9 protein-coding genes are annotated in these 12,552 nt (G+C 53.8%); 7 read left to right on the top strand and 2 right to left on the bottom strand.

From position 1 onward, the window contains the following. Positions 1–168 precede the first annotated feature (168 nt). Positions 169–1,518 (bottom strand): glutathione-disulfide reductase, encoded by a 1,350-nt coding sequence (gorA, locus tag ACFO3I_RS04040; protein WP_377331966.1) that lies wholly within the window; start codon positions 1,516–1,518, stop codon positions 169–171. 157 nt (positions 1,519–1,675) lie between these two features. Between gorA and prlC the strand changes: the two genes are divergently transcribed. The 4 genes from prlC (at position 1,676) to ACFO3I_RS04020 (ending at position 9,166) form a co-directional block, all read left to right on the top strand. After that, complete coding sequence (prlC, locus tag ACFO3I_RS04035; RefSeq protein ID WP_377331964.1) at positions 1,676–3,715, top strand: oligopeptidase A; 2,040 nt, start codon at positions 1,676–1,678, stop codon at positions 3,713–3,715. Positions 3,716–3,876: 161 nt separating this feature from the next. After that, positions 3,877–4,578, top strand: coding sequence for a DNA-3-methyladenine glycosylase I (locus ACFO3I_RS04030; RefSeq protein WP_377331963.1), 702 nt, complete (start codon positions 3,877–3,879; stop codon positions 4,576–4,578). A gap of 130 nt (positions 4,579–4,708) precedes the next feature. Continuing rightward, a complete protein-coding gene (locus ACFO3I_RS04025) occupies positions 4,709–5,602 on the top strand; it encodes an ABC transporter ATP-binding protein (protein ID WP_377331962.1) in 894 nt (297 codons plus the stop codon). 9 nt (positions 5,603–5,611) lie between these two features. Beyond that, the gene (locus tag ACFO3I_RS04020) at positions 5,612–9,166 is read left to right on the top strand and encodes an ABC transporter permease/M1 family aminopeptidase (RefSeq protein ID WP_377331959.1); all 3,555 of its coding nucleotides are present in this window, start codon (positions 5,612–5,614) and stop codon (positions 9,164–9,166) included. Positions 9,167–9,206: 40 nt separating this feature from the next. Here ACFO3I_RS04020 and ACFO3I_RS04015 read toward each other — a convergent pair whose 3' ends face one another. After that, complete coding sequence (locus tag ACFO3I_RS04015; RefSeq protein WP_377331958.1) at positions 9,207–10,079, bottom strand: hypothetical protein; 873 nt, start codon at positions 10,077–10,079, stop codon at positions 9,207–9,209. A gap of 212 nt (positions 10,080–10,291) precedes the next feature. On the opposite strand from ACFO3I_RS04015, the gene ACFO3I_RS04010 reads away from it, so the two are divergent. The 3 genes from ACFO3I_RS04010 to ACFO3I_RS04000 are packed head-to-tail and all read left to right on the top strand — an operon-like array spanning position 10,292 to position 12,520. Beyond that, a complete protein-coding gene (locus tag ACFO3I_RS04010; protein WP_377331957.1) occupies positions 10,292–11,044 on the top strand; it encodes a class I SAM-dependent methyltransferase in 753 nt (250 codons plus the stop codon). Between the two features lie 22 nt (positions 11,045–11,066). Further along, positions 11,067–12,011, top strand: coding sequence for a DUF6492 family protein (locus ACFO3I_RS04005; RefSeq protein ID WP_377331956.1), 945 nt, complete (start codon positions 11,067–11,069; stop codon positions 12,009–12,011). Positions 12,012–12,046: 35 nt separating this feature from the next. Further along, the gene (locus ACFO3I_RS04000) at positions 12,047–12,520 is read left to right on the top strand and encodes a peroxiredoxin (RefSeq protein WP_377331955.1); all 474 of its coding nucleotides are present in this window, start codon (positions 12,047–12,049) and stop codon (positions 12,518–12,520) included. The last annotated feature ends 32 nt before the right edge of the window (positions 12,521–12,552 follow it).

Genomic DNA, 12,552 nt, shown 5'->3' with positions numbered 1-12,552 from the left:
TTGCATAGAAAAAGGCCTGCGACGTCTCTGTTGCAGGCCTTTATACAGCAGTCACTGGATCGGTCAACCGATCTGAAATTGGCTTAACTGATCGGCATTAACCTATGCTGGCGCCCTTTTTCATATCTTCATAGGTTATTGAAGGTTATGCAGTGACCATGCGCTGGTTCAGCGCATGGTGACAAACTCCTCGGCCGAGGTCGGGTGTATTGCCACACAGTTATCGAAGTCGGCTTTGGTCGCGCCCATTTTAATGGCCACGCCAAAACCCTGCAGCATTTCGTCCGCCGCAAAGCCAATCACATGCAAACCTACTACTTTTTCCTCCGGCCCGGCGCAGACCAGTTTCATCCGGGTCGGCTGGCGGTGTTGGGTCAGTGCTGTGTACATGGCGGCAAATTCGCTGCGGTACACTTTGATGGCCGCGTCGCCATACTGGGCTTTGGCTTCGTCTTCGCTCAAGCCTATGGTGCCGATAGGTGGGTGGGAGAACACCACAGTTGGCACTGTGTTGTAATCCAGTTTGCTGTCCGCTTTGCCATTAAACAAACGCTCCGACAAACGTCGGCCAGCGGCCACTGCCACCGGCGTTAAGGCTAAGCGGCCTGTGTTGTCGCCGACCGCATAAATACCAGGCACATTGGTGTTCTGGTAGTCATCGGTTGGAATAAAGCCCTGAGCGTCGGTCTGTACTCCGGCGTTTTCCAGCTGCAGCTGATCGGTGGCTGGCACCCGGCCTATGGCCCAAATCAGGCAATCCACGTCCAGTGAACGGCCGCCATTCAGCTGAAGGGTCAGGCTGCCGTCGGCGTTTTTCTCTACAGCTATCACTTCAGTGTGCGGGTGCAGGGTGGGGCCATCTTTGGCCATCAGTTCGACCAGAGTGTCGGACAGCATACTGTCGAAGCTGCGCAGCGGCTTGTCACGGCGTACCAGTAAATGCGTCTGGCTGCCAAGGGCATGCATTACACCGGCAATTTCCACCGCAATATAACCGGCACCGACCACGGCCACCCGTTTCGGTTGTTGCTGCAGCGCAAAAAAGCCATCGCTGTCGATGCCAAGTTCAGCGCCCGGCAGGTTCGGCACCAGCGGGCGACCGCCGGTGGCAATACTGATATGCGGTGCGCTGTAGCGTTTGCCGTCGACTTCCACAGTGTTTTTGTCAACAAAGCGGGCAAAACCACGGATCACTGTGACATTGTTTTTCGCCAGTACCCGGTCGTATGAGCCATGAATACGGGAAATATAGGCCTGGCGGCTTTCTACCAGCTTGGCCCAGTCCAGCTCAGGCATTTGCAGGTCAATGCCGTAATCCGGTGCGTATTTGATGGCGTCGGCAATCTGACCGGCGTACCACATGGCTTTTTTCGGCACACAACCTACGTTGACACAAGTGCCCCCCAGGTATTTGGCTTCAATAATGGCGCATTTGGCGCCGTGGCTGGCCGCTCTGTTGGCGCTGGCAATACCACCGCTGCCGCCGCCAATGGCGATATAGTCAAAGTGTTCGGTCATCTGTGGCTCCGGGCAAACAAAAGATTCAGGGTGTAGATGGGGGGTGATTGGGCTGAACTCAAGCACTATTCTGTCGCTGGCCTTGCAAGCTTTGCTTGAGATACGCAAAAAAATCCCAATACTAGGGGGGGTATTCCATCTGCTAAAGAGAGTTGCGATGAGCAATCTGTTAACCCAATTCCAAGGCTTGCCGCCTTTTAGTCAAATTACCCCAGACCTGGTTAAACCCGCAGTAGAGCAACTGATTGCTGCCTGTACCGCTGATGTCGAAGCGGTGGTGCAACAAAAGGATCACAGTTGGCAGAGCCTGATCGTGGCGCAGGAAGAACACAGTGATCGTTTAAGCCGCTTATGGTCACCGGTCTCGCACCTGAACTCAGTGCTGAACAGCCCGGAGCTGCGTGAAGCTTATGAAAGCTGCTTGCCGCTGTTGTCTGATTTCTCCACCTGGGTTGGCCAGCATGAGGGTTTGTACCAGGCCTATCTGGCCTTGTCGCAAAGTGCAGAGTACGCCAGCTTAAGCCAGGCGCAGCAGAAAGTGATTCAAAACGCGCTGCGCGATTTTAAGTTGTCCGGCATTGGTCTGGCGGATGATAAAAAGCAGCGTTATGGCGAAATTCAAAGCCGTTTGTCAGAGCTTGGGTCCACCTTCTCCAACAACACGCTGGATGCGACCCAAGCCTGGTTTAAGCATATCGAAGACGAAGCCCTGCTGGCCGGTTTGCCGGAAGACGCCAAACTGGCGGCGGCTGAAGCGGCACAGCAGCGCGAGCTGAGCGGCTGGGTCTTTACGCTGGAATTCCCCAGCTACATTGCGGTGCTGACGTACGCAGACAATGCCGACTTACGCGCCGAGCTGTACCAGGCTTACTGCACCCGCGCTTCAGACCAGGGCCCGACCGCAGGCCAGTTTGATAACAGCGCCATTATTGAAGAAACCTTGGCACTGCGCCACGAACTGGCGCAGTTGCTGGACTTTAACAACGCCGCCGAAGAATCATTGGCCACTAAAATGGCGGAAAACCCGGCCCAGGTGCTGGATTTCCTCACCGATTTAGCGCGCCGCGCTAAGCCACAGGCCGCGCAGGACTTAGCCGAACTGCAAGCTTTTGCCAAAGCGGAGTTTGGCGCCGACAGCCTGAACGCCTGGGATGTCACTTATTATTCCGAGAAATTAAAACAAGCCAAATACGCCATTTCCGATGAAGCGCTGCGGCCTTATTTTCCGGAAAGTAAAGTGGTACCCGGTTTGTTTGCGGTACTGAACAAGTTGTTTGGAGTGGACGTGAAAGCCCGCGACGGCGTGGATGTCTGGCATCCGGATGTGAAGTTCTATGACATTTTTGACCAAAGCGGCGAGCTGCGTGGCAGCTTCTATCTGGATCTGTATGCCCGGGCGAAAAAACGTGGTGGCGCCTGGATGGACGACTGCCAGGGTCGGCGCTGGCTGGCCGATGGCAGCCTGCAGCGCCCGGTGGCTTACCTGACCTGTAACTTCAATAAACCAGTCGGTGGCAAACCGGCGCTGTTTACCCATGATGAAGTGGTCACGCTGTTCCACGAATTCGGCCATGGCATTCACCATATGCTGACGAAAGTGGATGCCAGTGCGGTGGCCGGTATTCATGGCGTGGCCTGGGATGCCGTGGAGTTACCCAGCCAGTTTCTGGAAAACTGGTGCTGGCAGCCAGAGGCGCTGGCACTGATTTCCGGCCACTACGAAACCGGCGAAGCCTTGCCACAGGACATGCTGGATAAAATGCTGGCGGCGAAAAACTTCCAGTCGGCGATGTTTTTGGTGCGCCAGCTGGAGTTCGCGTTGTTTGACTTCCGCCTGCATGCCGAGTACCAGCCTGAGCTGGGCGGCCGGGTGCAGCAGTTGCTGGACGAAGTGCGTCAGCAAGTGGCGGTCATAGTGCCTCCACGCTTTAACCGCTTTCAGCATGGCTTTAGCCATATCTTTGCCGGTGGTTATGCCGCTGGTTATTACAGCTACCTCTGGGCCGAAGTATTGTCAGCCGACGCTTTTGGCCGCTTTGAAGAAGAAGGTATTTTTAATACCCAGGCTGGTGCTGATTTCCTGCACTGCATTCTGGAACGCGGCGGCAGCGCTGAGCCGATGGAGCTGTTTAAAGCTTTCCGTGGCCGTGAACCGTCCAATGCCGCTTTATTACGGCATATGGGGATAGCGGCCTAGTTGCTTCGTACTTGAAGCTGCAGCTTTGTTGACTTCGCTCTTTGCCCCCGTCACCTGGGTGACTATGTGATTGGGGGCTCGCTCTCTTGTCGCCTCGCTGCAACTCCAATTACTCTGGAATAGCATCCGGTGAGTTGGAACTATGAATAGGAGAAGCCTTGATGGCTTTTGTTGAACAATTTGAGGTGATTTACCACAGAGCCGCCGAGCGTAAAGGTGGCAACGCTGCGCTGGAAGCCTTGTTAAGCAAGCCGCGCACTGCTGCACAGCTAAAGCAGTTGTCCGATGCAGAGTGTCTGAGTGAGTTCAGTAAAAAGATTTTTCAGTCTGGTTTTGTCTGGTCTGTGGTGGAAAAAAAGTGGCCTGAATTCGAACAGTTATTTTTTGGCTTTGAGCCCGCCAAAATTCTGTTGATGAGCGATGAGATGCTGGCAGCAAAAGCCACAGACCCACGCATTATCCGCAATGCCACCAAAGTCTTTGCGATCCGCGACAATGCGCTGATGATCAGCGAAGCGGCAGAAAAACATGGCAGCTTTGGCCAGTTTTTGGCGCAGTGGCCAGACACGGACACCATCGGGCTTTGGGCGTACCTGAAGCAGCATGGCAACCGGCTGGGCGGCAATGTTGGCGCTTATGGCCTGCGGTTTCTTGGCAAAGATACCTTTATTCTGAGCCAGGATGTCGAGGCTTACCTGCGTAGCTCCGGTCTGGTGGATGGCGGGTTGACCAGCCAGAAAAACCTGAAAGCCATTCAACAGCAGTTTAATCTGTGGCGCGAGCAATCCGGCCGCAGCCTGCAGGAGATCAGTAAAGTGATCTCGATGAGTGTTGGCGATAACCATGTTGGCATGGCGACCTAGGGGTTGGGTTTACCCAACCCGCTGAAACCTCGGGTTCTGCACAGTTCAGTTTTTGTTACATTTTTGTTTTAATTTCGGGCGGGCTCCGTGTTAACTTGGCTGTTTTATGGTCTACAACACGGAGCTTCTTATGGCCACCTCAGGGTTAGAAATCAAAGGCTTAACCAAAACCTACGATAACGGCGTGAAAGCGCTGAATAATGTAAATCTGTCGATCAGCAAAGGCATGTTTGGCCTGCTCGGGCCCAACGGTGCCGGCAAGTCCTCGCTGATGCGCACCATCGCCACCTTGCAGCAACCCGACACCGGTTCCATTCACTTTAATGGCATTGACGTGCTGAACGACCCGCAGGCACTACGCAAAACCCTGGGCTATCTGCCGCAGGATTTCAGTGTCTATCCGCGGATCAGTGCTTTTGATTTATTGGATCATCTGGCGGTACTCAAAGGCTTTAACCAAAAGAAAGTGCGCAAAGAGCTGGTGGAAAGCCTGCTGGCACACACCAATTTATTCCAGCACAAAGACAAAGCGGTCAGCGGTTTTTCCGGTGGTATGCGCCAGCGTTTTGGTATTGCTCAGGCGCTGCTGGGGGACCCGGATTTGCTGATTGTCGATGAACCGACAGCTGGCCTGGACCCGGAAGAGCGCAACCGTTTTCACAACCTGCTGGTGAGCCTGGGTGAGCAAAAAGTCATTATCTTATCTACTCATATTGTCGATGACGTAGCAGAGCTATGCCCGGCCATGGCGGTGCTGGCCAGCGGGCAAATTCTGCAGCAAGGCAGCCCGACGCAGTTGATTGACCAGATCCAGGGCAAAATCTGGAGCAAAACCGTGTCGGCTGCAGAAGCGGCTGAGCTGGAACAGCAGCTGCCGGTCATTGCCAAACGCTTGTTTGCCGGCCGCACTGTGTTGCATGTGTATGCCGAGCAGGCGCCTGAAGGTTTTGCAGCCACGCCGGCCGGTCTGGAAGATGTGTATTTCTCCACTCTGGCCAGCCACCGCCAGCAACACGCGGCTTAAGGGGGCCTTATGTTTGTCTCCATGCTGCGTTTTGAGCTGCGCTATTTTCTGCGTCAGCCGTCTTTTTATGTGGTCAGTTTGCTGCTGTTCCTATGCAGTTTCTTTTCAGTCACCTCCGACAATATTGTGATTGGTGGCGGTGGCGAAGTGTTTAAAAACAGCCCCTTCGCTATTGCGCAGACGCTGGTGATCCTAAGCCTGTTTGCGATGTTTGCCGTGGTGAACTTTGTTGGCAGTGGTGCAGTGCGTAATGCCCAGCACCAAATGGAAGAGCTGATTTACACCAAACCACTGCAGGCGTTTTCGTACCAGTTTGGCCGCTTTTTCGGCAGTTATCTGGTGGTGCTGCTGGTGTACCTGAGTGTACCCATAGGTATTTTATTGGGCAGCTTTATGCCTTGGATCGACGCCAGCCGCTTTGGCCCGACCAACCTGTATTTCTACCTGTATAACTTTGTGGTGCTGTCGGTGCCGGGGCTTTTTGTATTGTCGGCCCTGTTTTATGCCGCCGCGACCAAATTCCGCTCGTTAATGCCGCTGTACCTGATTGCTGTAGTGATGCTGGTGCTTTATGCGGTGTCCGGTACCTTTGCCCGCATGCCGGAATACCGCAGCCTGGCCGCATTAGTGGATCCTTTTGGCATCCGCACTTTCCTGGATGTCACCCGCTATTGGACTATTCAGGAAAAGAACAGCCAGTTGATTGAGCTGAGCGGTGTGTTGCTGCAAAACCGTGGCTTATGGTTGCTGATTTCCTTTGCATTGCTGGCCGCTGCCGGTTTATTCCGTGTGCCGGGGCTGGCGAAAAAAGATCTGAAAAAAGCCAAAGGCAAAGTGCTGCAGGTGCCTGTGGTGTCGGTGGCGCAGTTACAGCAAAAAGCCAGCCGCTGGGGTGGCAGCAGTGCTCTGTGGTGCCGCATTCGCTTTGAAATGCGTCAGGTGCTGTTCACTGCCCCTTTTGTGATCCTCGGCCTGATTGCCATGGCGCAGCTGATTGGCCCGCTGTTCGGCGATTTTGACTGGTACGGCACCTCGAACTGGCCCGTGACCCAGCGGATGGTTGAGCATATCTCCGGCTCGCTGGGCTTGCTGGTGGTGCTGGTGACTGTGTATTACAGCGCTGAGGTGATCTGGCGTGAACGCAACTCCGGCATGGGCGATATTATCGACACTATGCCAGTGCCTAACCTGACCTTCTGGCTGGCCAAATTGCTGGCGGTCGGTGCTGTGATGCTGCTGCTGTTTGTGCTGGGCACTGGTGTCACTGTGGTTTACCAGGCCATTAAAGGCATGACGGAGTTTGAGTTGTCACAGTACGCCATTCGCTTAGGCTATTTCTTCTGGTTGCCGGCCTTGTTCACTGTGGTGCTGGCGTTTTTCCTGCAAGTACTAAGCCCGAATAAGTTTGTCGGTATGGGGCTCTTTGTCGGCTACTTTATGCTGTCGCTGGTGCTGTCCAACTGGGGACTGGGCCATAGTCTGCTGAATTTTGGTACCTCGCCTTCTGTGGCGTTTTCGGATCTGAACCAGTATGGCTCGACGCTGGAAAGCCACAGCTGGTACATGCTGTACTGGGGTGCTATTAGCCTGGTGTTGTTTGTTTTGGGCTACGGCTTGTACCACCGCGGCCCCATGCAAAGCCTGAAGCAGCGCTGGCGTACTCTAGGCTATCAGCTGGGGGCAGCAGGCAAAGGCCTGATTGCAGTGTCGTTGGTCGTGGTGCTCTGCAGCGGTAGCTTCCTGTTTTATCAGACCACAGTGCTGAATAATTACCAAACGGCTGACCAGCAACAAGACCTGCAAGCTGACTATGAAAAGCAGTTAATTCAATACGCAGATTGGCCAATCCCTGTGACTACGGCGGTGGATGCGGCGGTGGATTTGTACCCGTCAGAGCGCAAAGTGGTGGCCAAGGTGCAAATGAGCTGGCAAAACAAATCCAGTCAGCCAATTGAAAAAGTGCTGGTGAACTGGCCGGAAAATACCGAACAGATGAGCATCCGTATTGACGGCGCCAGCCTGAGTGAGCGCGACGACAAGCTGAGAACCAGCTGGCTCAGCTTTACCCCAGCTATTGCACCGGGCCAGACCATCAGTGGTGAAATTGAGCTGGTGCGTCAGGTGGTGGGCATTCGGGAAACCGGCTTTGACCCGTCCGTGGTGGAAAACGGCACCTTTATCAATAACAGGGCGCTGTTACCAAGCTTTGGCTATCAGGACGGCTACGAGTTGCAAGACCGGCACGAGCGGCAAAAGCGTGGCCTGCAGCCGAACGAACGCGCCAATAAACTGGAGGACAGCCGTTTCTACCGGCAGAACTTCTTTGGTCAGGACGGTGACTTCATTCAGTTTGCTGCCACCATTTCAACCGAAGCGGACCAGATTGCCCTGACGCCGGGTTACCTGCAAAAGCAATGGCAGCAAGATGGCCGTCAGTACTTCCGCTATGAAATGGACCAGCCGATGGTGAACTTCTACGCCATTGTGTCGGGCCGCTATGCGGTGAAAAAGCAAGAGTACAATGGCATCAACATTGAGGTGTATTACCACCCGGCCCATGGCTGGAACGTCGACCGCATGATCGAATCGGTGCGGGATTCTATCGACTACTTCAGCAAAGAATTTGGCCCTTATCAGCATAAACAAATGCGCATTATGGAGTTTCCGGGCTACCGTAGTTTTGCCCAGAGCTTTGCCAATACAGTGCCGTATTCGGAGCGCATTGGGTTTATTACCGACCTGCGTGACCCGGACAATATAGACCCTGTGTATTACGTGACTGCCCATGAAGTGGCGCACCAGTGGTGGGGCCATCAGGTCGGCGCTGCTGATGTGCAGGGCAGTGCGGTGATCTCCGAGAGTCTGTCACAGTATTCGGCGCTGATGGTGATGGAGCAGAAATACGGCGCCGATAAAATCCGCCAGTTTGTCAAATACGAACTGGACCGTTATCTGCAGGGCCGATCGTCCGAGCGTATTGGTGAAATGCCTTTGTTACGGGCGGAAAACCAGGCCTACATTCACTACCAGAAAGGTTCGGTGGTGATGATGGCGATTAAAGACCGCTTGGGCGCACAACGATTGAATGCCAACCTGAAGGCCTTTAACGAACGTTACCGCCTGCGGAACGACCCGTTCCCGACCACGCTGGATCTGGTGCAGTACTTAAGCCTGAAGACCAGCACGGAAGAGCAGGCCTTTATCAACGATCTGTTTAGCCAAATCACCCTGTATGACCTGCGGGTAAAAGACGCCAAACTGACCACAGGAGACGACGGTAAATTTGTGCTGGACCTGACGCTGTACGCACAGAAGCTGGTCGCCGATGACAAAGGCAACCAGCAGGAACAGCCGCTGGACGAACTGGTGGACATTGGTGCCTTCAGCGCCGACCCGGACAAAGCCGCTGCGGCAGGTGAAACCCTGTACCTGCAGAAGCACCGTCTGGTGTCCGGTGACAACCAGCTGCAGATCATTCTCGACAGCAAACCGCTCTATGTCGGGGTGGATCCGCTGGTGCACCTGATCGACCGCGACAGTGCGGACAATATCCGTAAGTTGTAAGTAGCATTAGCTGCCCCGGAGTGACAAAGACAGCCACTTTTCAGTGGCTGTCTTTGTTTTTGTGGTTTTGCCCGGTATCAAGTAACTGATTGATCAGTTCATTAACCGCTGTGTTGGCGGGCATTTTGATTTGAACTGGTTCGCCCCTGATCATTTGAAAGCCATTGTTCCGTCCTTGCTCTGTGATCTGGAAGACACCATCCACATTGATAAAGTCAGGGCTTGCTTTAGCCGCATGGACTTCTTCGGAGACTTCAACGACAAAGTTATGTTTGCCTTGGCTCTGGTAGGTTCTGAACTGAGGATCAAAAGAGCGGCCCTCAGGGTCTGCTCCAAATGTGGCGAGCACTTGCTCCAGAAACTGGAAGTTACCGCGGTGGTTGAATGAAAAACCTGGGTCCAGTTCAAAACGTAAAAAACCGGCATCGAACACTGAGCCTGCCATTGCACTGCTATCCAGTATGCGTTGTGCTGAGGCGGAGTCATCAGCGGTAAAATGAAAGCTTTGTTGGCGGCCAGAAGCATCAAACATGGTGCCGTTACTCAGATTACCAGCCACCTGGTGCAGCATTCGGTACCGACCAAGATCAAAAGCTAAATCGTCCACATACTGCAGATCAACCTGTTGCTGAGCGGCATGCTGGTACAGATCCGCCAGCATATCTCTGTCTGCTGTAGTCAGAAAATTCACCGCAGGCATCGCCATGGCATTTTTATCCAGCTGCGTCTGGACTTTAGGCTCAGCTTGTTCAGAGCCAAACAAACGGGAAAGCATCAGGCCTTTGCCACTGAAACTTGTACCGGAAATTATAGGTTCAGATTGATGTTCGGTTTCAGACGAGGCTGCTGCTGTTGGCTTTGTGCTAAGGGCATATTGATTGCGAAGGTAGTCTGCAGTTCCATTAATCTTCATATGATTGTCCTTATATACGTCAGCACAAAATGGCTTTGTGCTGACGTGTTTTATAACCTTTTAGTAATTAAACTCCCAAATCACACTGTCGGTAGTTATTAATTGTTCATTTTTGGTTTTTTCAGAGTGATTTATAGTGCAAATAAGAGCCTGCTGGCTCCAATAGCAAGCTCTGCGTTACACTAAAGGCCATTTTTGAAAGTGGTTCTTTTATGTCGATTGCAATTTCCCCGTCCGCTGAATTCCCGGCCGCTTTGCTGCAGCAACTGCAACAGGATTTTGGTCTGTCCGTGCAGGCTGACGCGCTGGGCTGGTACCTGTGCTGGAATGGCGAGGCTTTGGTGCTGCGCCATACCGAACTGCCAAAACAAGGCGATGTGCTGGTGGACTTTTGCAGTGGCACCGCTGCCTGGCGGCGTAAACACGGTGGCGGCAAAAGCGAAGCCATTGCCAAAGCGGTGGGGCTGAATAAAAAGTCGGGTCTGACGGTGGTGGATGCAACCGCTGGCCTGGGCCGGGATGCGCTGGTGCTGGCCAGTTGCGGCGCCAAAGTAACGCTGGTGGAACGTAACCCGGCTGTGGCTGCTTTGCTGGCCGACGGCTTGCGCCGGGCTGCTGTACACCCGGATACCGCCGACTGGTTACCAGAGCGGATGCAGCTGGTGTTTGCGATATCCCATCAGGCGTTAACTGAACTGGCTGCGCCTGATGTGGTCTATCTGGACCCGATGTTTCCGGCGCGCGAGAAATCAGCGCTGGTGAAAAAAGAAATGCAGGCTTTTCACCAGGTGGTTGGGTCGGACGAAGATGCCGATGCGCTCTGGCCTCTGGCCTGGCAGCTGGCGCAAAAACGTGTGGTGGTCAAACGCCCTGGTTATGCCGAATTTCTGGCCGGGCAAAAACCAACCATGCAGGTGGAAGGCAAAAACAACAGATTTGATGTCTATGTAAAAGCTGCACTCTGAGCAGTAAGAGAGGGATGACAGAATGACAATTGGAGCCGTGCTGCCGCTGAAAGTAACCGGCAGTTATGGGGTGGATGATCTGAACCGCGCCCATATTTTGTTCAGCTCGCTGGACCGTTTTGCTGAACCTGGGTTATTCAGTGAATTTTATGTGGTGGTGCCCGCCAATGAAGTGGCTATTGTTGAGCAAGCCTTCGCCCGCTGGGCGCATTTAGGCATTAAGGTCTTGTCCGAAAATGAGCTGGTGCCAGAGCTGGCGAATTACCCGAAGATGCGCGGTTGGCGCAAGCAACAAGTGGTGAAGCTGGCCATTGCCAATAAAATGCAGGCTAAGTATTACCTGACCTTTGACGCTGATGCGATCTGCCTGAAACCCATCAGCAAAGCAAACCTGTTGCCAGAAGGCAAAGCCTTACTGCAATACGAATTCCGCGCCCAGCACCCCAAGTGGTGGAAGTCGTCGGCCCGTATCCTGAAAATGAACCCGAATGTAGGCGACCCCGCGGTAGGCATGACAGTGACTCCTGCTATGTTGTCGGTGGACCTGGCGAAAAAGCTGCAACAGGAAATTAGCCGCCTGCATGGCAAACACTGGGTGGACTTTCTCGGCCAGCTGCATATTCCGTCGTCGCCGCTGAACTGGTTACCGCATCGCTTTCTGATGCTGAAATGGACAGAGTATTCTCTGTATTACCTCTGTGCCCGTAAGTTGGGGCTGCTGGAGCAATACCATGTGATTGTCGGCACAGAGCAGTACCCGCAACGTTTGCTGGTGCATGAATCCCATCCTTATGAGCAGTGGGAACCCGCCTATAGTTTTAGTCAGAACTGCCCCGGTTTATTTTGTGTGGTGGGCAGCAAAACTTTCTTAGCGCCAGCTGAGGTCTGGGCTAAGGTGGGGCCTTTTATTCGGGCCGATGACGAAATAAGCAAGTTACTGGCTGCGACCCAAGCGGTGCAGTCCTGAACAGAAAACCGTCTTGAACTACAAAGGAGTGAGTCATGATTCAGTTAGGTGAACAATTACCAGAAGTACAGTTTCAGCGTTTAACCGACAATGGGGTAGTCACGCAAACTACGGCCGAGCTGTTTAAAGGCGAAAAAGTGGTGCTGTTTGCCGTGCCCGGCGCATTCACCCCAACCTGCAGCGCGGCCCATTTACCGGGGGTTGTCGAGCTGCAACAAAAGTTCTACGACAAAGGGGTGGACCGGATTATTTGCCTGTCGGTGAACGATGCGTATGTGATGGACGCCTGGGGCAAAGCACACAACGCCGGCGATATTCTGATGCTGGCTGACGGTGCCGGCAAGTTTTCTCAAGCCATTGGCCTGGCGGCTGACACTGGTGATTTTGGCGGCCTGCGTTCACGCCGCTACGCTATGCTGGTCGACGATGGCGTGGTGAAGCAGCTGCAGGTGGATGAGCCCAAGCAATTTGAAGTCAGTAAAGCCGAAGTGATGCTGGCGCTGCTTTAGGCCGCTGGTGCGGCTGGGCATTGAGCAAGGGG

Origin of the sequence: Rheinheimera marina (assembly GCF_042654345.1) — a bacterium.
In the GTDB taxonomy this organism is placed as follows: domain Bacteria; phylum Pseudomonadota; class Gammaproteobacteria; order Enterobacterales; family Alteromonadaceae; genus Pararheinheimera; species Pararheinheimera marina.
Note: the sequence above shows the minus strand (reverse complement) of the source record. Positions and strands in the feature narration are given on the sequence as shown.